The 20,725-nt window shown below is 68.2% G+C and carries 20 protein-coding genes; 10 read left to right on the top strand and 10 right to left on the bottom strand.

Annotation, left to right across the window (positions count from 1 at the left end; genetic code table 11):
• Positions 1-2: 2 nt before the first annotated feature.
• Together acs and ACTVZP_RS10345 are read right to left on the bottom strand one after the other, a co-directional pair.
• Positions 3-1,964, bottom strand: coding sequence for an acetate--CoA ligase (gene acs / locus ACTVZP_RS10340; protein WP_443212079.1), 1,962 nt, complete (start codon positions 1,962-1,964; stop codon positions 3-5).
• Positions 1,965-2,317: 353 nt separating this feature from the next.
• Entirely contained in the window at positions 2,318-3,955 is a 1,638-nt protein-coding gene (locus tag ACTVZP_RS10345; RefSeq protein WP_443212080.1) for a SulP family inorganic anion transporter, read from the bottom strand.
• Positions 3,956-4,026: 71 nt separating this feature from the next.
• On the opposite strand from ACTVZP_RS10345, the gene ACTVZP_RS10350 reads away from it, so the two are divergent.
• Complete coding sequence (locus ACTVZP_RS10350) at positions 4,027-4,521, top strand: HugZ family pyridoxamine 5'-phosphate oxidase (protein ID WP_443212081.1); 495 nt, start codon at positions 4,027-4,029, stop codon at positions 4,519-4,521.
• 299 nt (positions 4,522-4,820) lie between these two features.
• Positions 4,821-6,278, top strand: a complete 1,458-nt coding sequence (dacB, locus tag ACTVZP_RS10355; protein WP_443212082.1) for a D-alanyl-D-alanine carboxypeptidase/D-alanyl-D-alanine endopeptidase — start codon at positions 4,821-4,823, stop codon at positions 6,276-6,278.
• Positions 6,279-6,403: 125 nt separating this feature from the next.
• Here dacB and ACTVZP_RS10360 read toward each other — a convergent pair whose 3' ends face one another.
• Positions 6,404-6,826 (bottom strand): tellurite resistance TerB family protein, encoded by a 423-nt coding sequence (locus ACTVZP_RS10360; protein WP_443212083.1) that lies wholly within the window; start codon positions 6,824-6,826, stop codon positions 6,404-6,406.
• 269 nt (positions 6,827-7,095) lie between these two features.
• On the opposite strand from ACTVZP_RS10360, the gene ACTVZP_RS10365 reads away from it, so the two are divergent.
• Together ACTVZP_RS10365 and ACTVZP_RS10370 are read left to right on the top strand one after the other, a co-directional pair.
• The gene (locus ACTVZP_RS10365; RefSeq protein WP_443212084.1) at positions 7,096-8,676 is read left to right on the top strand and encodes a lysine--tRNA ligase; all 1,581 of its coding nucleotides are present in this window, start codon (positions 7,096-7,098) and stop codon (positions 8,674-8,676) included.
• Positions 8,677-8,913: 237 nt separating this feature from the next.
• On the top strand, positions 8,914-9,336 hold the full coding sequence (locus ACTVZP_RS10370) for an OsmC family protein (protein ID WP_443212085.1): 423 nt from the start codon (positions 8,914-8,916) through the stop codon (positions 9,334-9,336).
• Positions 9,337-9,416: 80 nt separating this feature from the next.
• On the opposite strand, the gene ACTVZP_RS10375 is transcribed toward ACTVZP_RS10370, so the two are convergent.
• Complete coding sequence (locus tag ACTVZP_RS10375; protein ID WP_443212301.1) at positions 9,417-10,028, bottom strand: nicotinate-nucleotide adenylyltransferase; 612 nt, start codon at positions 10,026-10,028, stop codon at positions 9,417-9,419.
• 137 nt (positions 10,029-10,165) lie between these two features.
• Here ACTVZP_RS10375 and ettA point away from each other — a divergent pair, with 137 nt between their 5' ends.
• Together ettA and ACTVZP_RS10385 are read left to right on the top strand one after the other, a co-directional pair.
• A complete protein-coding gene (gene ettA / locus ACTVZP_RS10380; RefSeq protein WP_443212086.1) occupies positions 10,166-11,821 on the top strand; it encodes an energy-dependent translational throttle protein EttA in 1,656 nt (551 codons plus the stop codon).
• Complete coding sequence (locus tag ACTVZP_RS10385) at positions 11,818-12,177, top strand: hypothetical protein (RefSeq protein ID WP_443212087.1); 360 nt, start codon at positions 11,818-11,820, stop codon at positions 12,175-12,177. The genes ettA and ACTVZP_RS10385 overlap by 4 nt, the downstream gene beginning before the upstream one ends.
• Before the next feature lie 119 nt (positions 12,178-12,296).
• Here the strand turns inward: ACTVZP_RS10385 and ACTVZP_RS10390 are convergent, their stop codons facing one another.
• Positions 12,297-12,500: a YgaP family membrane protein gene (locus ACTVZP_RS10390; RefSeq protein ID WP_443212088.1), complete on the bottom strand. Its 204-nt coding sequence runs from the start codon at positions 12,498-12,500 to the stop codon at positions 12,297-12,299.
• 151 nt (positions 12,501-12,651) lie between these two features.
• Here ACTVZP_RS10390 and ACTVZP_RS10395 point away from each other — a divergent pair, with 151 nt between their 5' ends.
• Positions 12,652-12,804, top strand: a complete 153-nt coding sequence (locus ACTVZP_RS10395; RefSeq protein WP_443212302.1) for a DUF3309 family protein — start codon at positions 12,652-12,654, stop codon at positions 12,802-12,804.
• A gap of 119 nt (positions 12,805-12,923) precedes the next feature.
• On the opposite strand, the gene ACTVZP_RS10400 is transcribed toward ACTVZP_RS10395, so the two are convergent.
• Entirely contained in the window at positions 12,924-13,214 is a 291-nt protein-coding gene (locus tag ACTVZP_RS10400) for a hypothetical protein (RefSeq protein ID WP_443212089.1), read from the bottom strand.
• Between the two features lie 251 nt (positions 13,215-13,465).
• Between ACTVZP_RS10400 and ACTVZP_RS10405 the strand changes: the two genes are divergently transcribed.
• From ACTVZP_RS10405 to betC, 3 genes are all read left to right on the top strand, one after another.
• Entirely contained in the window at positions 13,466-13,672 is a 207-nt protein-coding gene (locus ACTVZP_RS10405; protein WP_443212090.1) for a cold-shock protein, read from the top strand.
• Between the two features lie 128 nt (positions 13,673-13,800).
• Positions 13,801-14,724 carry an alpha/beta hydrolase gene (locus ACTVZP_RS10410; protein ID WP_443212091.1) on the top strand — a complete coding sequence of 308 codons (924 nt, stop codon included), beginning with the start codon at positions 13,801-13,803 and terminating at the stop codon, positions 14,722-14,724.
• A gap of 96 nt (positions 14,725-14,820) precedes the next feature.
• The gene (gene betC / locus ACTVZP_RS10415; protein ID WP_443212092.1) at positions 14,821-16,326 is read left to right on the top strand and encodes a choline-sulfatase; all 1,506 of its coding nucleotides are present in this window, start codon (positions 14,821-14,823) and stop codon (positions 16,324-16,326) included.
• A gap of 84 nt (positions 16,327-16,410) precedes the next feature.
• Here the strand turns inward: betC and ACTVZP_RS10420 are convergent, their stop codons facing one another.
• From ACTVZP_RS10420 to dut, 4 genes are all read right to left on the bottom strand, one after another.
• Positions 16,411-16,971 carry a lipocalin family protein gene (locus ACTVZP_RS10420; RefSeq protein ID WP_443212093.1) on the bottom strand — a complete coding sequence of 187 codons (561 nt, stop codon included), beginning with the start codon at positions 16,969-16,971 and terminating at the stop codon, positions 16,411-16,413.
• A 75-nt stretch (positions 16,972-17,046) separates the two neighbouring features.
• Entirely contained in the window at positions 17,047-19,065 is a 2,019-nt protein-coding gene (locus ACTVZP_RS10425; RefSeq protein WP_443212094.1) for a M3 family metallopeptidase, read from the bottom strand.
• A gap of 111 nt (positions 19,066-19,176) precedes the next feature.
• Entirely contained in the window at positions 19,177-20,223 is a 1,047-nt protein-coding gene (locus ACTVZP_RS10430) for a HesA/MoeB/ThiF family protein (RefSeq protein ID WP_443212095.1), read from the bottom strand.
• Positions 20,223-20,690, bottom strand: a complete 468-nt coding sequence (gene dut / locus ACTVZP_RS10435; protein WP_443212303.1) for a dUTP diphosphatase — start codon at positions 20,688-20,690, stop codon at positions 20,223-20,225. The genes ACTVZP_RS10430 and dut overlap by 1 nt, the downstream gene beginning before the upstream one ends.
• Between the last annotated feature and the right edge of the window lie 35 nt (positions 20,691-20,725).

Consider the following 20,725-nt stretch of genomic DNA (forward strand, 5'->3'; position numbering starts at 1 on the left):
CCTCAGCCCCGGTTCTTGCGGTTGGCGATCAGGTCGTCCACCACCGAGGGATCGGCCAGCGTCGAGGTATCGCCCAGACTGCCGAAGTCATTCTCGGCGATCTTGCGCAGGATGCGCCGCATGATCTTGCCCGAACGGGTCTTGGGCAGGCCCGGTGCCCACTGGATGACGTCGGGCGAAGCGATCGGGCCGATCTCGGTCCGCACCCATTTCACAAGATCCTTGCGCAGGTCCTCGGAGGGCTCGACCCCGTTCATCAGGGTGACATAGGCGTAGATGCCCTGGCCCTTGATGTCGTGCGGATAGCCGACCACGGCGGCCTCGGCCACCTGGGCGTGAGCCACGAGCGCGCTTTCAACCTCGGCCGTGCCCATCCGGTGGCCGGAGACGTTGATCACGTCGTCCACGCGGCCGGTGACCCAGTAATAGCCGTCGGCATCCCGGCGGCAGCCGTCACCGGTGAAGTAGTAGCCCTTGTATTGCGAGAAATAGGCCTCTTCGAACCGCTCGTGATCGCCCCACAGCGTGCGCATCTGGCCCGGCCAGCTGTCGGCCATGCAGAGCACGCCTTCGGTGGCCATCTCGGTCAGTTCATGACCGTCCGTCGGGTCGAGCACAACCGGCTTGACGCCGAAGAAGGGCTTCGAGGCCGCCCCCGGCTTGACCGGAATCGCACCCGGCAGGGGCGTGATCATGTGGCCGCCGGTTTCGGTCTGCCAGAAGGTATCGACGATCGGGCAGCGGCCCTTGCCGACATGGGTGTTGTACCAGCTCCAGGCCTCGGGATTGATCGGCTCGCCGACCGAGCCCAGCACCTTGAGCGACGACAGGTCGTACTTGTCCACCCATTCCGGCCCGAGGCCCATGAGCGAGCGGATCGCGGTCGGCGCGGTGTAGAACTGGTTGACCTTGTGCTTCTCGCAGACGGCCCAGAAGCGGCCGGCATCCGGATAGGTCGGCACGCCCTCGAACATGACGGTGGTCGCGCCGTTCGCCAGCGGTCCGTAGACGATGTAGCTGTGACCCGTGACCCAGCCCACGTCAGCCGTGCACCAGAACACGTCGCCGTCGTGGTAGTCGAAGGTCATCTGGTGGGTCATCGAGGCGTAGGTGAGGTAGCCGCCGGTCGTGTGGACCACGCCCTTCGGCTTGCCGGTCGAGCCCGACGTGTAGAGGATGAACAGCGGATCCTCGGCTCCCATCTCCTCGATCGGGCAGTCGGGCGAGGCGTGGCGCATCAGTTCCTTCACGTCCACGTCGCGACCGTCCATCCAGTGGATCTGGTCGCCCGTGTGCTTGACGACGAGGCAGCGCACCCGGTCCGAGCAGTGCAGCAGCGCCGCGTCGGTGTTCGACTTGAGCGGCGTGCGCCGGCCGCCGCGCGGAGCGGTGTCGGCGGTGATCACCACCTTGGCCTGGCAGTCGTTGATCCGGTTCGCGAGCGCGTCCGGCGAGAAGCCCGCGAAGACGACCGAATGGATCGCGCCGATCCGGGCGCAGGCCAGCATCGCATAGGCGGCCTCGGGGATCATCGGCAGATACATCACCACCCGGTCGCCCTTGCGGACGCCCTGGCTCACCAGAACGTTCGCCATGCGGCAGACGTTGTCGTGCAGTTCCTGATAGCTGATGTGCTGCGCCGGCGCGTTCGGGTCGTCCGGCTCCCAGATGATCGCGGTCTGCTTGCCGCGGGTCGCGAGGTGACGGTCGATGCAGTTCCATGCGACGTTCAGCGTGCCGTCCTGAAACCACTTGATCGACACTTCGCCGAGCTTGAAGTTCGTGTCCTTGACCTTCGTGTAGGGCTTGATCCAGTCGAGCCGCTTGCCCTGTTCGCCCCAGAAGGCATCCGGGTCGGCCACGGATGCGGCATACATCCGCTCGTAACCGGCCGCGTCTACATGGGCCTGCGCAATGAAGTCTGCCGACGCGGGATAGATCGCATTCGCCTGAGCGTGATCCATGAAAGCTCCTCCAACATGCGGGCCGTGCACGACCCCGCCACACGGCCGCCACCGCGGCCACCCTCCTCCATTAGACAGAGTGTAACGCATCAGTCAATTTTTGCGTAACTCTTTTTCCAAGAACGGTTTTTTTGTAATTTCATTTACTGGCCGCCGCGCAAAGTAGTAAATCCTGAAAATTGACAAAGCCAATTGCGCTTGTTTTTCAACGGTATGTCGAAGTGCGGTGACGCAGCGTCACGCTCTGAAACTTTTTCTGAAGCCTTTCGCAGGGACTCCACCGCCGACAATCGCGAAAGACGCAGCGGCAGGATGTCGCCGCGCGCAACCCGTGGGCGACCCGCTTGATTCGCTCAGGAGGTGCCAAGAATGGCGTCGACGCCCGCGACGTCGGGCAGGTAGCGCACATGCGGCTCACGCAGGCCCTGCGCCAGCAGAACGCGGCGCACCTCGACATTGGCTCCGGTGATGAAGAGCTGCCCGCCGCGACGGTGCATCTTGTGCGCCAGAAGCTCGAAGGACCGCGCCCCGGAGCTGTCGATGAAGGGCACCTCCGTGAAGTCCAGCACGAAGGCGCGCGGGCGTTCGGCGAACCGGTCGAGCGCGGAGCCGAGCATGGCCGCAGCCCCGAAGAAGTAGGGGCCGCGCAGCCGGTAGACCACGCGCTCGGAGGTGACGGCGCCGCCGGCTTCCGGCACCGGCGCAGGCTCGGCCGAGGCGCTCTCGGACATGCGGCGGATGAAGACGAGGCCGCCGAGGGCGAAGCCCACCACGATGCCCTCGGTCAGATCGCGGAAGATCACCAGCAGGAAGGTGGCCAGCACGACCATCGCATCGCCGCGCGACGTCCGCAGGAGAGCCCAGAATTCCTCCTTCTCGAACATGTTCCAGGCGACCACCGCCAGCACGCCCGCCAGTGCGGCCAGAGGGATATAGGCGGCGAGCGGCGCCGCGATCATCATGAAGCCCAGCACGAAGAGCGCATGCAGCATGCCCGAGACCGGCCCGCGCGAGCCCGCCCGAACGTTGGTCGCGGTGCGGGCGATGGTGCCGGTCACGCAGAAGCCGCCGAAGAGCGCAGAGCCCACATTGGCCCAGCCCTGCGCGATGAGTTCGGCGTTCGGGCGGTGCTGGGTGCCGGCCATGCCATCCGCCACCACGGCCGAGAGGAGCGACTCGATCGCGCCGAGGAGCGTGAAGCTGACCGCCCAGGGCAAGGCGGCCAGGATGGCCTGTGTGTCGAGGGCGGGCAGCGCGGGCATGGGCAGCATCTGCGGCAACTCGCCAAAGCGGGTGCCGATGGTCTCGACGGGCAGTTGCAGCGCCTCGACCGCCGCAGAGGCCACGATGACCGCGATCAGCAGGTTCGGCAGGCGCCGCGCGACACGCTTCAGGATCTCGATCATGCTGATCGTTGCCACGGCGACGGCAAGCGCCTCAGGCGTGAGGGTGCCGCGCGCAGCCCAGAGCGCGCCGATCTTCGCCACCAGCGCCGAGGGCTCGGGCCCGGCAAGAGAGAGCCCCAGCAGCTCCTTCATCTGGCTCGCCCCGATGATGACGGCGATCCCGGCGGTGAAGCCCACCGTCACCGGATAGGGGATGAAGCGGATGTAGCTGCCAAGCTTCAGCGTACCCACGCCGATGAGCATGAAGCCGGAGAGGAAGGTGGCGAGGATCAGGCCGGAGATCCCGGTCTGCATCACGCAGGCCGCCACCAGCACGATGAAGGCCCCCGCGGGACCGCCGATCTGGAAGCGGCTGCCACCCAGAGCCGAGACGAGGAAGCCGCCGACGATGGCTGTGTAGAGCCCCCTCTCCGGTCCCACACCCGAGGCGATGGCGATGGCCGTCGAGAGCGGCAGGGCCACGATCGCGACGGTCAGACCCGCCAGGGCATCCGCCCTCAGGTCGCGCAGCCCGTATCCTTCTCGAAGGACGGTCACGATCTTCGGCAGGAAATGGTCCCAGAAGGTCAGGGTTGTCTCGCGCATGGCATGCCTGTACCGATTGTCGGCACGAGCGGAACGCCGCCCCCCGCGCTTGTCAACCCTCACTGCGGACCATGCCCGATCCCAAAGACCCCCTGATGCCGGCCGATGACGACGCCAGGATACTGGCGCAGACGCTGCTGGCCAAGGCGCAGCATGCCTCGCTTGCCGTGACGGATGCGGCGACGGGCACACCGGGGATCAGCCTGATCGCCTTCGGGCTGGATCCCGAAGGCGATCCGCTGACGCTGGTCTCGGGGCTGGCCCCGCATCTCGAGGCGCTCCGCGCCCATCCGGACGCCGCCGTCATGGTGGGCAGCCCCGGCACGAAGGGCGACCCTTTGACGCACCCCCGGCTGATGGTGAAGGTCAGGGCGCGGCTCATCGCCCGCGGCTCGCCCGAGCACGGGCCGCTGCGCGCGCACTGGCTCGCCTCGCATCCGAAGGCCAAGCTCTACGTCGATTTCGCGGATTTCGCCTTCGCGCGGCTGACGCCGGTTTCGGCGGTCCTGAATGGCGGGTTCGGCCGCGCCTGGCGCCTGACCCCCGCGGACCTGCGCCCGGAATGAGAAGGGGCGGCCTTCCGCCGCCCCTTCCCCCGCGCTCCCGCCGATCGCCGGCCCAACAGCGCCGGCGGAACGCGGACGCGATCGCCGTGACCTCGGCAGGACGCCGGAGAACCGCCCCGCCCGGTCCCGCGACGACCGCGGCCCGTTGCCGGCACCCACAATGCCCTGCGGATCCTCAGGCGCCGTGAAGGCAGCGCACGCACAGAGGCACGCCCACGCAACGGTCAGACGCCGTGAAGACCTCCGGACTTGCCAGCAGGCACAGGCTCTCGCTACCTTCCGGCCATGAGGATCCTCGCATGACCTTCACCCGGCGCTGGCTGCTCGGCGCGCTTGTCGCGGGCGCGGCCACGCCCGCGCTTGCCGATGCGCCCCTGACCTCGCCCCGCCCGCCTCGCCGCGGTTTCGCCGAGCCTCCGCCCGATGCCGGAAGCCTCGTTGCGAAGGCCGCGCTCGGCGGCGCCGTCGCCTACGTGGTCGCCGATGCCGCGACGGGCCAGATCCTCGAAGCCCACAATGCCGCGCTCCGCCTGCCGCCGGCCAGCACCGCGAAGGCGATCACCGCCCTCTACGGGCTCGAGACGCTCGGGCCGGACTTCCGCTTCGTCACGCGGATCCTCGCCACCGGCCCCGTGACGAACGGCATCGTGCAGGGCGACCTCGTGCTGTCCGGCTCGGGCGATCCGACGCTGTCGACCGATGCGCTCGGCGACATGGCCGCACGGCTCGCGGCGGCCGGCGTGCGAGGCGTGACCGGCCGCTACATCGCCGATGCCGGTGCCTTGCCTTCCGTGCCGCTGATCGACCCCGAGCAGCCGTCCCACGTCGGCTACAACCCGGCGCTCTCGGGCCTCAACCTCAACTTCAACCGCGTGCATTTCGAGTGGAAGCGGGCCGCCAAGGGCTGGTCGGTGACCATGGATGCCCGGGCCGAGCGCTTCGTGCCGCAGGTCGCCATGGCCCGGATGGAGGTCGTGACCCGCGACTTGCCGATCTACACCTATGCCGGCGATCAGGGCTCGGACAGCTGGACCGTGGCGAGCAGCGCCCTCGGAAAGGCCGGCAGCCGCTGGTTGCCGGTGCGCCATCCCGAAACCTACACCGCGGAGGTCTTCCAGACCCTCGCCAAGGCACAGGGCATCACGCTTCCGGCGGCGCAGGTCGTCCGCGTCCGGCCGGAGGGCAAGAGTCTCGTCGAGTGGCAGAGCGACCCGCTGCGCGAGATCCTGCGCGACATGCTGAAGTTCTCGACGAACATGACCGCCGAGGCGGTCGGCCTGACCGCCTCGCGCGCGCCCTCGCTCGCGCAGTCGGCGGCGGCAATGAGTGCATGGGCCAACCGCCGCTTCGGCCTATCGACCGAGTTTCATGACCATTCCGGCCTGAGTGGCGGCTCGCTCGTCTCGGCAGGCGACATGGTGAGGGCCCTGCTCGCCGCCGAACGCGAGGGGCTGGGGCTGCGCCCGATCCTGAAGCGATCCGAGGTCGCGGCCGACCGGGGCAAGAAGAGGGCAGGCCCGCCGGTCGCGGTCGCGGCCAAGACCGGCACCCTCAACTTCGTCTCGGCGCTCGTCGGAATCGCCAGTCCCGGCGATGGCCGGGAACTCGTCTTCGCGATCTGCTGCGCCGACCGCACCCGCCGCGCGGCCCTGCCGCTGGAGGCGCGCGAACGTCCGCAGGGAGGCCCGGAATGGCTGGCGCGGGCCCGCGCGCTTCAGCGAGCACTCATTGCCCGATGGGCCACCCTCCCCGCCTGAGGCACGGCGGGACGACTCTCTGCTTCATTCTCGCCCGAATATCCTCGGGGGAGTCGCCCCGGAGGGGCGGCCGGGGGCAGACAGCCCCCGATCCCCGCCTGCAGCTCGAGCATCCGCGGCCGCGCTCAGACCAGCATGTGCCGCGCGCGGGCGCCGCGTTCGATGGCCGCGGCGTGAAGGCGGTCGATGTCGAGCTCGTTGCGGATCTCCTCGAGCATGCGCAGCTCCGGCTGGCCGAGCGTCCCATCCGCCGCGGCGACGTCGCAGGCCAGCGCATAGGCAGTCTCGTAAAGGCGGTCCTCGAGGGCGGAGCGGATCAGGCCGAAAAGGGCATCCAGCCCCTCGTCCTCCTCGAAGAGGTCGATGATGGTCTGGGCGATGGGCCGGATCCGGTCGCCGTCGTAGCCCGAAAAGATCGGCAGGTGATTCACGATCCTCTCGATGGCGATCAACTCGACCGTGCGCACCGTCTCGTCGGAGAACGAGACCGCGATCATGATCGCCACGAGGGCATCCTGAGGGCTGAGCGAGGAGAGCGTGTCGGCCAAGGCTGGCATCCTGAAGTCCATGTCGCGGCGCACAATATGTCCCGGCTCCCGCTCGGGCAAGACGGGGCGCACGCGATCACGATGGCGTCATCGGCAGGTGGCGCGGCGGACCGGAAGCCTGACGCCGAAGCCGCGGCCCGATCGTCCGGCGGCATCCGGCAGGCTTGGGAAAGGCCGGGCCTGCAATATTGACGCGCCCCACCCCCGGCAATACAGGACGGAGGTTCGGGGCGGCACGGGGCCGCCCGACTGCCCGAGGATCTCAGCCCATGTCCGCCCTCCGCGAAGCCGCGATGACGTCCAAAGCCTGGCCCTTCGAAGAGGCCCGCCGGATCCTCGCCCGCTTCAAGGGCAAGGCACCGGAGAAGGGCTATGTCCTGTTCGAGACCGGCTACGGCCCCTCGGGTCTGCCGCATATCGGCACCTTCGGAGAGGTGGCGCGCACGACGATGATCCGCCGCGCCTTCGAGGCGATCTCGGACATCCCGACGCGGCTGATCTGCTTTTCGGACGACATGGACGGGATGCGCAAGGTGCCCGACAACGTGCCGAACGGCGCGATGCTGCGCGAGAACCTGCAGCGGCCGCTGACCTCGGTCCCCGACCCGTTCGGGGAATACGAGAGCTTCGGCCACCACAATAACGCCATGCTGCGCCGCTTCCTCGACACCTTCGGGTTCGAATACGAGTTCATCTCGGCCACCGACTTCTACAGGTCGGGCCAGTTCGACGCGACGCTGCTCCGCGCCTGCGAGCGCTACGACGCGCTGATGGAGATCATGATGGCGAGCCTCCGCGAGGAGCGGCAGCAGACCTATTCGATCTTCCTGCCGATCTCGCCCACGTCGGGCCGCGTGCTCTACGTGCCGCTGAAGGAGGTGAACGCCAAGGACGGCACCATCACCTTCGACGACGAGAACGGCACCGAGACCACCCTGCCCGTCACCGGGGGCAACGTGAAGCTGCAGTGGAAGCCCGACTTCGGCGCCCGCTGGGCCGCGCTCGACGTGGACTTCGAGATGTATGGCAAGGACCACTCGACCAACACGCCGATCTACGACGGGATCTGCGAGGTGCTGGGCGGCCGCAAGCCCGAGCATTTCACCTATGAGCTGTTCCTCGACGACAAGGGCGAGAAGATCTCGAAGTCGAAGGGCAACGGTCTGACCATCGACGAGTGGCTCACCTACGCTTCGACCGAGAGCCTGAGCTACTTCATGTTCCTCAAGCCCAAGACTGCCAAGCGGATGCATTTCGACGTGATCCCGAAGGCGGTGGACGAGTATCACCAGCAGCTTCGGGCGTTCCCCTCGCAGGAGGTGGCCAAGCAGATCGACAACCCGGTCTGGCACATCCACCACGGCGCGCCGCCGGAGTCGAAGATGGTGGTGAGCTTTGCGATGCTGCTGAACCTCGCCTCGGTCGCGCAGGCGCAGGACAAGGACGGCCTCTGGGGCTTCATCAAGCGCTATGCGCCCGAGGCCAGCCCCGAGACCCATCCCGACCTCGACGCGGCGGCGGGCTTCGCCGTGCGCTACTTCCACGACTTCGTGGCGCCGAAGCGGGTCTACCGCCTGCCCACGGATCAGGAGCGCGCGGCGATTGGCGATCTGCGCGCCCGGCTCGCGGCCTGGGAGGGCGGGCTTGATGCGGAGGCGCTGCAATCGATGGTCTTTGCGGTGGGCAAGGAGCACGGGTTCGAACCGCTCCGTGACTGGTTCAAGGCGCTCTACGAAGTGCTGCTGGGCGCTTCGGAAGGCCCGCGCTTCGGCGGCTTCGTGGCGCTCTACGGCGTGGACGAGACCATCGCCCTGATCGACCGGGGCCTTGCGGGCGATCTGGCAGCCTGAGGCACCCGGTTCAGGCGCTTCCCCGCGTGGTCCGGTTGTCCGGGCGGCCCCTCTTGCCGAGGGTCGGATCGGCGGGGAGGTGCCGCCGGCAGGGGCATCGAGCCCCCGCCGGCGGCGTTGCCACGGAAAGCGGCACCGGGATGCCCGCGCCTGCAACCCGCCCGCTCCGGAACCGGGCGCAGGCCGCAGCCGTTGCCACGGCGGGGCAATGACGGCCCCGGGCAACCGGAGGATATCATGAAGCGCAAGGGTTCGGCGGTCTGGACGGGCGATCTCAAGACCGGCAAGGGCACGGTCAGCACGCAATCGGGCGTGCTTTCGGAAGCGCGCTACGGGTTCAACACGCGGTTCGAGGAGGGTCCCGGCACCAATCCCGAGGAGCTGATCGGTGCGGCCCACGCCGGCTGCTTCTCGATGGCGCTGTCGAACGTGCTGGGCGAGGCCGGACTGACCGCGGACCGTATCGAGACGACGGCCACGGTTTCGCTCGACAAGCAGGACGACGGCTTCGCCATCACCGCGATCCATCTCGACCTCAGCGCGTCGATCCCCGGTGCGAGCGAGGACGCCTTCCGCGAGGCGGCGGAGAAGGCCAAGGCCGGGTGTCCGGTGTCGAAGCTGATGACGGCAGACATCACGATGACGGCGAAGCTCGTCTGAAATCCGGGGGGCGGCGTCGCGGGCATACCGCGGACGCAGCCTGACGCGCGACGGCGCGCGGCTCCGCCGTCGTCACCGCTTCAGCGCTGCCAATGCCCCCTTTCGCGGATCGCGGTGGAGGAGAGGTCCACCATTGGCAGGTCCACGAAGCACCACACGGGCGGTTGCCGCGACGCCAGCCCGGCAGCCTCCGCCTGCGGCATCAGCGATCCGGCGAAGATACGGGCGGCAGGGCTGGTCCGGCCGCGGAGGCCGGCGCCCGGGCGGGCGAGAATGCCTACCGGCACGCTCTCCATGATCGAGCGCCACCGCTCCCATCGATGAAACTGGGCGAGATTGTCGGCGCCCATCAGCCAGACGAACCGCACGCCGGGATAGCGGCGACGCAGCACGGCCAGCGTCTCGGCCGTGAACCGCGTGCCGATCCGCGCCTCGAGACCGGTGACGCGCACCCGCGGATGTCGCATCAGACGACGTGCCTCGGCAAGGCGGCGGGCGAGCGGCGCGGGCGGGCGCGACTTCAACGGATTTCCGGGCGAGACCAGCCACCAGACCCGATCGAGCCTGAACCGCTTCAGCGCCTCGCGGGTGATGTGGACGTGACCCTCGTGCGCAGGATCGAAGGATCCCCCGAGAAGGCCGATCACCATCCCCGCCCTCGCCACCGGCCAGCCCTGCACCCGTCCCCCCATGCGGCGGGACCCGCCCCGCCAGATCACAGCCACGCATCGACGCGGCCCCCCGGAGCCGCCGAGAAACCATCCTCGCGTTGTGCTTGTCCAGCGCAATCGGTACAAGGGCCGCCAAACCGCGATTTCGGAGAGTTGGCATGGCCTCGTATCAATACGTCTACCACATGGAGGGCGTCTCCAAGACCTACCCCGGCGGCAAGAAGTGCTTCGAGAACATTCACCTGAACTTCCTGCCGGGCGTCAAGATCGGGGTCGTGGGCGTCAACGGCGCTGGCAAGTCCACCCTGCTGCGCATCATGGCGGGCATGGACACCGATTTCAAAGGCGACGCCTGGGCCGCCAAGGGCGCGAAGGTCGGCTATCTCGCGCAGGAGCCGCAACTCGACCCGGCACTGAACGTTCGCGGAAACGTGATGGAAGGCGTGGCGGCCAAGCGCGAGGTCCTCGAGCGCTACAACGAACTCGCCATGAACTATTCGGACGAGACCGCGGACGAGATGGCCCAGCTTCAGGACCTGATCGACGCGCAGAACCTCTGGGACCTCGACAGCCAGGTGGACATCGCCATGGAGGCGCTGCGCTGCCCGCCGGACGATGCCGATGTGGAGAGCCTCTCGGGCGGCGAGCGCCGCCGCGTGGCGCTCTGCAAGCTGCTGCTCGAAGCGCCTGACATGCTGCTGCTGGACGAACCGACCAACCACCTCGACGCGGAATCGATCGCCTGGCTGCAGCAGCACCTGATCGACTACAAGGGCACGATCCTGATCGTCACCCACGACCGCTACTTCCTCGACGACATCACCGGCTGGATCCTCGAACTCGACCGCGGCCGCGGCGTGCCCTACGAAGGCAACTACTCCTCGTGGCTGGAGCAGAAGGCCAAGCGGATGGTGCAGGAAGCGCGCGAGGACAAGGCCAAGCAGAAGGTGCTGCAGCGCGAACTGGAATGGATCCGTTCGGGCGCGAAGGCGCGTCAGGCCAAGCAGAAGGCCCGGATCCAGAAATACAACGAACTGGCCGGGCAGTCGGTGCGCGAGCGGATCAACACCGCGCAGATCATCATTCCGAACGGCGAGCGCCTCGGCGGCAAGGTGATCGAGGTCGAGGGCCTCAAGAAGCACATGGGCGACAAGCTCCTGATCGAGAATCTCTCCTTCTCGATCCCGCCGGGGGGCGTCGTGGGCGTGATCGGGCCGAACGGCGCCGGCAAGTCGACGCTGTTCAAGATGCTGACCGGGCAGGAGCCGCCGGACGAGGGCACGATCACGCTCGGCGACACGGTTCAGCTTTCCTATGTGGACCAGTCGCGCGACGCGCTCGACCCGAACAAGACCGTCTGGGAAGAGATCTCGGACGGGCTGGAGGTGATCCACCTTGGCGACGCCGAGATGAACAGCCGCGCCTATTGCGGGGCGTTCAACTTCAAGGGCACCGACCAGCAGAAGAAGGTGGGCCTGCTGTCGGGCGGCGAACGCAACCGCGTGCACATGGCGAAGCTGCTGCGCTCGGGCGGGAACGTGCTGCTGCTCGACGAACCGACCAACGACCTCGACGTCGAGACGCTTCAGGCGCTGGAGGCCGCGATCGACGATTTCGCGGGCTCGGCCATCATCATCTCGCACGATCGTTTCTTCCTCGACCGGCTCTGCACGCATATCCTGGCCTTCGAAGGAGATGCACATGTGGAATGGTTCGAGGGCAACTTCGAGGCCTACGAGGAAGACAAGATCCGCCGCCTCGGTCCCGAGTCGGTGGAGCCTCATCGCGTGAAGTACAAGAAGTTCACCAGATGACGGCACGGCGGCTCTTCCTTGTCGCGGCTCTTGCGCTCGCCCTTCCGGGGGCGGCGCAGGCGGCCTGCGTCAAGTCGAAGGGCACGCCTCTGCGCACGGACGAGGATCTGACCCTCGACTACCTCATCTGCAAGCACCGCGAGCAGGCCGAGGCGCTGGAACGCCAGCGCGTCCAGACGGTGCCGCCGCAGGACGAGACACAGATACCCGACGGCTCGATGGACGACCTCTACCGGCGGACGTCGCCCTTTACCGACCGGGCGCGGCGCACGCAGGAATCGCTCGATTCCATGGGTGACGTAAACACTCTGATGGGCGACCGCCTCAAGCTGCTCGAGCCGCGTCGCCTGCCCTGATCCGGCCGCCTGCCTCGCATTTGGCAGGGGCGGCCGCAACCCCGTTAGTCGCGTCCGCGCCGCGCGGAGCGGCGCGCGCCATCAGCCGAACTGGCAAGGCTCAAGGCGCATCTTGGCCGTCACTCGAAGGCGCAGCCGCTTTTCACGCCGAGTTTCCGGAACGCAATCGCGGCGGGACAGAACCCGGTGAAGGATGACTGGACGAGGTTCAGCCCGATGAACACGGTGAACCAGACGAAGAGCGGAGACACGAGCATGGTGAGCAGCACGCTCAGAAGCACCATGCATCCGGCAAAGAACATCACCATCCGGTCGAGGGTCATGCGATCGATTCCCTGATTGAGTTGCAGGGGCGAGACTAGCAGGCGATTACACCATATTCAATAATATGAATTTGTCGTCAGGCAGGAACCGCCTCAGCCGCAAGACGTTGGCGCGGAAAGCCATATTCGGCCGGAGAGGAGCACCATGACCGTGTCGACCATCCTTCTGATCATCCTGATCCTAATTCTCGTCGGCGCCCTGCCGAACTGGGGCTATTCGCGCGGCTGGGGCTATGGACCTTCCGGCGTCGTGGGCGTCGTGGTCGTCGTCGTGCTGATCCTCATCCTCATGGGGCGGATCTGACCGGCAGAACTGCGGGTCGCGAACGTCGGGCTCGGCGGCATGCCGACTCAGTTCGCCGCCGAATCCGGTTGCCCCATGACCATCCGCCGCATGGGCCGCAGGCGGCTCGCCGGGCGCTCTCAGACGAGCGCCCGGGCCTCGGGCGACAACTGCATCGTCGAACGGATCTCGGCAGCCCATGGCTCGCCGATTTCGCCCAGTTTACGCCAGACCGCGACCTGCACCTCCGGAACATCCGACTTCGCCGCGGATTCGAGGCACCGCCAGTGCTCGACCGGCGGGTCGCCGTCGCAGATCGAACAGATCAGGATCTCGCCTGCGCCCTCGACCTCGACCGGCAGGCAGTCGTCCATGCCGCCGCAGAACTCGCACATCCCGTGGGCGCGGCTCATCAGGGTTCCCCAGGTCATGTTCAGTCTCCAGAATGTCCTTCGGAACGACCCTACCGTTCCTCGCCTCGACTGCCAATGCGACGTGCCGGCGGCATTCTGCCCCTGGCCGTGATTTCTGTTGTAAATGGCCACACTTCGGCCATACTGCCGCGCGCGACGTTATCTTTATCGACCACTGTCTCCCTCGCCGGCAACAGTCATTCGATCTTGCCCTGACTGAGCCGAGCCGCCGCACTTCCGCGGGCGGCACATGAGAGAGGAGCATCACGATGGCCAAAGGCACCGTGAAATGGTTCAACGCCACCAAGGGCTATGGCTTCATCGCCCCCGAAGGCGGCAAGAAGGACGTGTTTGTCCACATCACCGCGCTTGAGCGTGCCGGCATCCGCGGGCTGAACGACGGCCAGGCCGTCACCTTCGACATCGAATCGGGCCGCGACGGCCGCGAATCGGCGACGAACATCTCGATCGCCTGAGCATCGCGTCTGATGCACGAGGGCGGGCCCCCGGCCCGCCCTTTTTGCATGCCGCCGCATGACGGTCGGCATTGCGGCGCCGCGCCATCCGACGCAGTGTGACGGCGAAGCCGGCGAAGAGACCTGCCATGAACGAGACGGACTATCACGATCTCATCGATGCCGAGACCTGGCAGTTCATCCGCGACAGCGCCCGTCACTTCCCGCCCGATGGCTCGCGCCTGCCGCTCGACGAGCAGCGGGCGCTTCATCGAAACCTCTGCCGCGCCTTCCGTGCCGGGCTTCCCGACGGTGTGACCCTGCGGGACGAGAGTTTCGGCGATCGTCCATGCCGGGTCTATGAAGGCCCGTCGGCTGCCGGAACGGCCCTGTTCCTTCACGGCGGCGGCTTCGTCCTCGGCGGCCTGGACGAGTCCGACGATCTTTGCGCCGAACTGGCCTCGGCCACTGGACTGCGGGTGATCTCGCTGGATTACCGGCTCGCGCCGGAGCATCCGCATCCCGCGGCTTTCCGGGACACGCTCGCGGCTGTGAAAGCGGTCGCGCGCAGCTTCCCGGGCCCGCTCGTCCTCGTGGGCGAGGATGCGGGCGGCGCTCTGGCCGCTTCGGCCGTCCATGCACTGCGCGGCCAGGTGCCGCTCGCCGGTCAGGTTTTGATCTGCCCGCCGCTCGGAGGCAATCGGGATCGCGGCAGCTATCTCACCCATGCCACGGCGCCGATGCTGTCGCGGCAGGATGTGCTCTTCATGGCCGCAACCCGGCACGACGGGCGTGAGCCCGCGTCCGACCCCACGGCGGATGCGCTTCGCGACACGGATTTCCGCGGAATGCCCCCGACGCTTGTCGTGACGGCGCAATGCGATCCGCTCACCGACGATGGTCGCGACTACCGGGATGCCATCCGGGCCGCCGGCGGACGCGCCCGCTGGATCGAAGAGCCCGGCCTCGTCCACGGCTTCCTGCGCGCCCGCCACCGGGTCGAGCGGGCAGCCGAGAGCTTCGCCCGCATCACGCAGGCCGTCGCGACCATGGCCAGCGGCCGCTTCCGATGAGCAGACGGGCAAACCTGTCGCCAACAGGTCGCCCTCGGAACAGACGGACCGCCCCTGCCGGGGCAGGACGGTGTCCGATACTGCGAGAAGGTCCCCATGACGAAGCCCAACATCCTTATCCTGATGGTCGATCAGCTCAACGGGACGCTCTTTCCCGACGGCCCGGCGGAGTGGCTGCACGCGCCGAACCTGAAGCGGCTCGCCGAGCGCTCGGTCCGGTTCGCGAACAGTTATACGGCAAGCCCGCTCTGCGCCCCGGCCCGCGCCTCGTTCATGTCGGGGCAGCTGCCCTCGCGCACCCGGGTCTACGACAACGCCGCCGAATTCGCGTCGGACATCCCGACCTTTGCCCATCATCTGCGGCGGGCGGGCTATCAGACGACACTATCGGGAAAGATGCATTTCGTGGGGCCCGATCAGCTTCACGGTTTCGAGGAGCGGCTGACCACCGACATCTATCCCGCGGATTTCGGCTGGACCCCGGATTACCGCAAGCCCGGCGAGCGCATCGACTGGTGGTATCACAACCTTGGTTCGGTCACGGGCGCGGGCGTGGCCGAGATCACAAACCAACTGGAGTACGATGATGACGTCGCTCATCAGGCGATCCAGAAGCTCTACGACCTGTCGCGCGGCCTGGACGCGCGGCCCTGGTGCCTGACGGTCAGCTTCACACATCCGCACGATCCCTTCGTCGCGCGCCGGAAGTACTGGGACCTCTACGACAATCATCCAATGCTGGAGCCGCCGGAGGCCCTGCCCTACGAGGCGCAGGACAGCCACTCCCGTCGCCTGATGGACGCCTGCGACTTCAAGGCCTTCGACATCACACCCGAGGATGTGCGCCGCGCCCGGCAGGGCTATTTCGCCAACATCTCCTATGTCGACGACAAGATCGGCGAGATCCTCGCCGTGCTTGAAGCGTCGCGACAGGAGGCGATTGTGGTCTTCGTCTCGGATCACGGCGAAATGCTGGGCGAGCGCGGCCTCTGGTTCAAGATGAGCTTCTTCGAGGGGTCGGCGCGGGTGCCGCTGATGATCGCCGCGCCCGGCCTGCCTGCGGGACGGATCGCACGGCCGGTCTCGACGATCGACGTCACGCCCACGCTCTGTGCGCTTGCAGGGATCGACATGGCCGAGATCATGCCCTGGACCGACGGCATGAGCCTCGTGCCGCTGGCGGAGGGCACCCGCCGATCGGAACCGGTCCTCATGGAGTATGCCGCCGAAGGATCCGTCGCGCCGCTGGTTGCCGTTCGCGACGGACGGTGGAAGTATGTCCGGTGCCTTGCCGATCCCGAACAACTGTTCGACGTCGAGGCCGATCCCGGCGAGCGGTGCGATCTTGCGGCCGAACCGTCCCATGCCGAGACCCTCGCCCGCCTGCGCGCCATGTCGGAGGCCCGCTGGAACCTCGACGCCTTCGACGCTGCCGTGCGCGAGAGCCAGGCCCGGCGCTGGGTGGTCTACGAGGCGCTGCGGCAGGGCGGCTATTACCCGTGGGACTACCAGCCGCTGCAGAAGGCGTCCGAGCGCTACATGCGCAACCACATGGACCTGAACGTGCTCGAGGAGAACAAGCGCTTCCCGCGCGGCGAATGAGGCGGCTGCGGATCATTCCGCGGCAGCGCCGCGCGCGGGGGTTCGATGCCCCCGCGGGCGGCACCTCCGGCTCGTGCGTCGGGACTACTTGACCCAGGCGCCCGACGTGATCGGCTGCGTTCGCATCCACGGCCGACCGGTGCGCTCGAGCGCGGCCGGATCGTATCCGCTCCGCTCGAAAAGGTCGCGGGCCGCACGCAGCTCCTCCGGCCCGATCTCGGCATCGCGGTGCAGCACCCAGCCGGCGATGCGGGTCGGTGTCCCGACCACGAGGGTTCGGCCGTCGCGCGACTGGCCAAGGATCCAGTAGTCGCCGCCGAAGGGCACGCCCTGCAGGTTCACCGTCAGCCTGCCGGGCGCGACCACCTGCGCCGTCCCAGAAATCTCACGCAGGGTGTCGCCGACCCGGCAGCGGTTCGTGAGCGCGATGCGCCCGTCCGGCAGCGGTCTATACTCGGCCGTGGTGCCCGTGCAGCCCTTCTGGAACGGGGCGGGATAGCTCGCCACCTCATACCAGCGGCCCGCGATATCGACCGGCTGCACCGTCGGATCGAGGAAGAAGGGCGCCCCCAGCCAGCGCGACGAGGGCACATGCCGCTCGCAGGCCACCAGCGCGAGAAGGGCGAGCAGGGCCACAGCTTTCATCCGGATCTCCCTTGTCCAGTTGTCGCATCCCTGAGGCCCGGCATCAGCGCCGCGCCCCGTCTCCACCACCCGCAGTCACGCGGCGTCGAGCAGGCCCCTGCCCCGCAGCAGCGCCTCCACACCCGGCATCCGGCCGCGGAAGGCGGTGTAGAGCGCCTCCGCCTCCTCCGACCCGCCCGCCGAGAGCACATGCCGCTCGAGCTTGCGCGCCATCCCGGGATCGAAGGCGCCGCCCGCCTCCTCGAAGGCCGCGAAGGCGTCCGCATCCATGACTTCGGACCACATGTAACTGTAATAGCCCGCGGAATAGCCGTCGCCAGAGAAGACATGCGCGAAATGCGGCGTCGCATGGCGCATCCGGATCGCCTTCGGCATCCCGAGCCCCTCCAGCACCTCCGCCTGCTTTGCCATCGGATCGGCCGGCGGCGCGCCCTCGTGGAACGCCAGATCCACCATGGCCGACGAGATGAACTCGACCGTCGCGAAGCCCTGATCGTAGGTCGAGGCCGCAAGCAGCCGCTCGCGCATCTCGGCCGGCATCGGAGCCCCGGTCTGCCAGTGCCGCGCATGGGCCTCCAGCACCTCCGGCACCTCGAGCCAGTGCTCGTAGAGCTGGCTCGGCAGCTCCACGAAGTCGCGGGCGACCGAGGTGCCCGAGATGAAGCCGTAGGTCACGTCCGACAGCATCTGGTGCAGCGCATGTCCAAACTCGTGGAAGAGCGTGCGCGCATCGTCCCAGGACAGGAGCGCGGGCTCGCCCTTGGCGAAGTTGCAGACATTGACCACGATGGGCCGCACCTCTCCGCCGAGCTTGCGCTGCCCGCGCATGGTCGAGCACCAGGCGCCCGACCGTTTCGAGGACCGCGCGAAATAGTCGCCGAGGAACACCGCCATGTGCCGCCCCTCGCGCGTGACTTCCCAGGCCCGCACGTCGGGGTGATAGAGCGGCACGTCGAGCGGCCGGAACTCCAGCCCGAACAGACGCTGCGCGCAGTCGAAGGCCGCCTCGATCATCCGGTCGAGCGGCAGGTAGGGCTTCAGTGCCGCCTCGTCGAGATCGAACTCGGCCGCGCGGCGCTTCTCGGAATAGTAGCGCCAGTCCCAGGGCTCGAGATCGCCGTTGATCCCGTCGCGGTGCATCATCGCCTCGAGCACCGCCCGGTCCGCCTCGGCGCGGGCCTTGGCGGGCGCCCAGACCCGCAGCAGCAGCTCGCGCACCGCCTCCGGCGTCTTGGCCATCTCGGTCTCGAGCTTGTAGGAGGCGAAGTCAGGATAGCCCAGAAGCTGCGCCCGCTCGGACCGCAGCGCGAGGATTTCAGCCGCAACCGCGCGGTTGTCCGTGGCATTCCCGTTCGCGCCACGAGCGACCCAGGCCTCGTAGGCCCGCCGCCGCAGCTCCCGCCGGGGCGAGAACTGCAGGAAGGGCACGATCAGCGAGCGGTTGAGCGTGACCACCGGCCCTCCGGCGCCGCGCTCGGCTCCCGCCGCCCGCGCGGTCTCGATGACGAAATCGGGCAGCCCCTCCAGATCCTCCTCGGCGAGCGGCATCATCCAGTCGCGCTCATCGGCCAGCAGGTTCTGCGAGAAGGTCGTGCCCAGCACCGCAAGCCGCGCCTTGACCGCTGTCAACTTCTCGGCCTCGGCCCCCTCCAGCTCGGCGCCCGAGCGCACGAACATGCGCCGGTAAAGCAACAGCACCCGCTCCTGCTCGGGCGACAGGCCGAGCCCCGCGCGCCCCTGCCAGAGCGTCTCGATCCGCCGGAAGAGCGGGCGGTTGTTCACGATCTCGGAGGAGAAGGCCGACATCTTCGGCGCAAGCTCGCGCTGCAGCGCCTCCCGCGCCTCGTTGCTGTCGGCGCCGGCGAGGTTGTAGAACACCCCCGCCACCCGATCGAGCGTCTCCTCGGCCAGTTCCAGCGCCTCGATGGTGTTCGCGAAGCCGGGCGCCTCGGGATTGTCCGCGATGGCCGCGATGGCCCGGCGCGCCTCGGCCAGTCCCTCCTCGATGGCGGGACCGAACTGCTCGTCCAGGATGTCGGCGAAGGGCGGCAGGGCAAAGGGCGTGGCCCAGGGGGTGAGCAGCGGATTGGTCATGGCGGGTCTCCTTCGCCTTCAAGGCTAGGGCGCGACCTGCCCGCCGTCCATCCCTGCCGATCAGGCGGCTGTGTCCCGTGGCCAGTCAGCCGGCCCTGCCTGCCCCGCCGATCAGGCGGCTTTGCCCGATCCGCCGCAGACGGGGCAGCCGGGCCGCGGCTTCAGCCCGATCCGCCGTGTCTCGCCCCAAAGCGCGTCGTAGATGAGAAGCGCGCCGCGCAGGGTGGCGCCGGCGCCGGTCAGATGCTTGACCGCCTCTACCGCCATGATCGAGCCCACCACCCCCGGCAAGGGCGCGATGACCCCCGCCTCTGCGCAGGTGGGCACGAGGCCCGGAGCGGGCCGTTCCGGGAAGGTGCACTGGAAGCAGGGCCCGCCCTCTGCCGGATGGTAGAGGCTCACCTGCCCTTCCCACTGCGCGATGGCACCGGAGATCAGCGGCTTGCCCGCCTCGACCGCCACCCGGTTGACGAGATAGCGCGTGTCGAAATTGTCCGTTCCGTCAAGGATCAGGTCGTAGTCGGCAAGGAGCGCCGCCGCATTCTCCTCGGTCAGCCGCTTCTCGTAGGGCCGGACCTCGATGAAGGGATTGAGCGCCCGCATCGCCTCGGCCGCCGAATGGACCTTGGGCCAGCCGATCCGCGCATCGGTATGGATCACCTGCCGCTGCAGGTTCGAGGCCTCCACCTGATCCGCGTCGATCACCCCCACGGTCCCCACCCCCGCCGCCGCGAGATAGAGGAGCGCGGGCGAACCCAGGCCCCCCGCGCCGATCACGAGAACGCGCGCCTCCTTCAGCCGCTTCTGACCAGGCCCGCCCACCTCGCGCAGCATGATGTGGCGCGCGTAGCGCTCCAGCTCGACCGGCCGGAAAAGGCCCGGAGGCCGTGCCGTCACCCGGGCCTGCGCGCGCCGGCGCAGCGCGAAGAGCATCCAGCGATAGCCGAGAACCAGCACCGCGAGACCACCCAGCACCAGCCAGGGCTCGGCGCGCCCGCCGGTCGCAAGCCGGAACGGATGCGCATCGGGCAGCAGCAGGTGCGCGAGCACGACCCCCAGCCAGAGGCAGGCGAGCAGCAGGGCCCGCAGCCGGATCGGCACGCCGAGGACCCAGCCAAGTCCCCACAGCACAGCCCCGAAGAGGACGAGCGCCATCATCACGCGGTTCCGGTCGATCCGAAGCCGCCTGCGCCGCGCGCCGTCTCGCCCAGCTCCGCCGCCGGCTCGAACAGCGCCTGCACGACGGGCGCCACCACGATCTGCGCGATCCGGTCGCCATGAGCGATGCGGAACGGCTCGGCGCCGAGGTTGACGAGGATCACGCCAAGCGGGCCGCGGTAATCGGCGTCGATGGTCCCGGGGCTGTTGGGCAGGGATATGCCGTGCTTCAGCGCCAATCCCGAACGGGGACGAATCTGCAGCTCGAAGCCGTCAGGGATCTCGACGCGCAGGCCCGTGGGCACCAGCGCCCGGCCGAGCGGCGCAAGCTCGATGCCCTCAGCCCGGATGTCGGGGGGCAGGTTCGCCCGCAGATCGGCCCCGGCGGCTCCCGCGGTCTCATAGGAGGGCAGCGGCAGCGCCGCATCCGCCCAATCCTCGCGCATCACCCTCACCACCGGCCGCATCTCCGTCTCCCCTTCAGTCCGCCGTTTCATTCTCG

The sequence above is a fragment of the Rhodobacter sp. NSM genome (genome assembly GCF_052244495.1).
GTDB lineage: Bacteria > Pseudomonadota > Alphaproteobacteria > Rhodobacterales > Rhodobacteraceae > Cereibacter_A.

What these genes read in the sequence shown, in the direction of transcription:
- ACTVZP_RS10370 (WP_443212085.1), top strand. Translation starts at nt 8,914, where the DNA reads ATGAAGCGCAAGGGTTCGGCGGTCTGGACGGGCGATCTCAAGACCGGC.
- ACTVZP_RS10430 (WP_443212095.1), bottom strand. Translation starts at nt 20,223, where the DNA reads ATGATGGCGCTCGTCCTCTTCGGGGCTGTGCTGTGGGGACTTGGCTGG.
- acs (WP_443212079.1), bottom strand. Translation starts at nt 1,964, where the DNA reads ATGGATCACGCTCAGGCGAATGCGATCTATCCCGCGTCGGCAGACTTC.
- ACTVZP_RS10345 (WP_443212080.1), bottom strand. Translation starts at nt 3,955, where the DNA reads ATGCGCGAGACAACCCTGACCTTCTGGGACCATTTCCTGCCGAAGATC.
- ACTVZP_RS10350 (WP_443212081.1), top strand. Translation starts at nt 4,027, where the DNA reads ATGCCCGATCCCAAAGACCCCCTGATGCCGGCCGATGACGACGCCAGG.
- ettA (WP_443212086.1), top strand. Translation starts at nt 10,166, where the DNA reads ATGGCCTCGTATCAATACGTCTACCACATGGAGGGCGTCTCCAAGACC.
- ACTVZP_RS10410 (WP_443212091.1), top strand. Translation starts at nt 13,801, where the DNA reads ATGAACGAGACGGACTATCACGATCTCATCGATGCCGAGACCTGGCAG.
- ACTVZP_RS10365 (WP_443212084.1), top strand. Translation starts at nt 7,096, where the DNA reads ATGTCCGCCCTCCGCGAAGCCGCGATGACGTCCAAAGCCTGGCCCTTC.
- ACTVZP_RS10400 (WP_443212089.1), bottom strand. Translation starts at nt 13,214, where the DNA reads ATGACCTGGGGAACCCTGATGAGCCGCGCCCACGGGATGTGCGAGTTC.
- dacB (WP_443212082.1), top strand. Translation starts at nt 4,821, where the DNA reads ATGACCTTCACCCGGCGCTGGCTGCTCGGCGCGCTTGTCGCGGGCGCG.
- ACTVZP_RS10425 (WP_443212094.1), bottom strand. Translation starts at nt 19,065, where the DNA reads ATGACCAATCCGCTGCTCACCCCCTGGGCCACGCCCTTTGCCCTGCCG.
- ACTVZP_RS10390 (WP_443212088.1), bottom strand. Translation starts at nt 12,500, where the DNA reads ATGACCCTCGACCGGATGGTGATGTTCTTTGCCGGATGCATGGTGCTT.
- betC (WP_443212092.1), top strand. Translation starts at nt 14,821, where the DNA reads ATGACGAAGCCCAACATCCTTATCCTGATGGTCGATCAGCTCAACGGG.
- dut (WP_443212303.1), bottom strand. Translation starts at nt 20,690, where the DNA reads ATGCGGCCGGTGGTGAGGGTGATGCGCGAGGATTGGGCGGATGCGGCG.
- ACTVZP_RS10405 (WP_443212090.1), top strand. Translation starts at nt 13,466, where the DNA reads ATGGCCAAAGGCACCGTGAAATGGTTCAACGCCACCAAGGGCTATGGC.
- ACTVZP_RS10375 (WP_443212301.1), bottom strand. Translation starts at nt 10,028, where the DNA reads ATGGGGGGACGGGTGCAGGGCTGGCCGGTGGCGAGGGCGGGGATGGTG.
- ACTVZP_RS10385 (WP_443212087.1), top strand. Translation starts at nt 11,818, where the DNA reads ATGACGGCACGGCGGCTCTTCCTTGTCGCGGCTCTTGCGCTCGCCCTT.
- ACTVZP_RS10420 (WP_443212093.1), bottom strand. Translation starts at nt 16,971, where the DNA reads ATGAAAGCTGTGGCCCTGCTCGCCCTTCTCGCGCTGGTGGCCTGCGAG.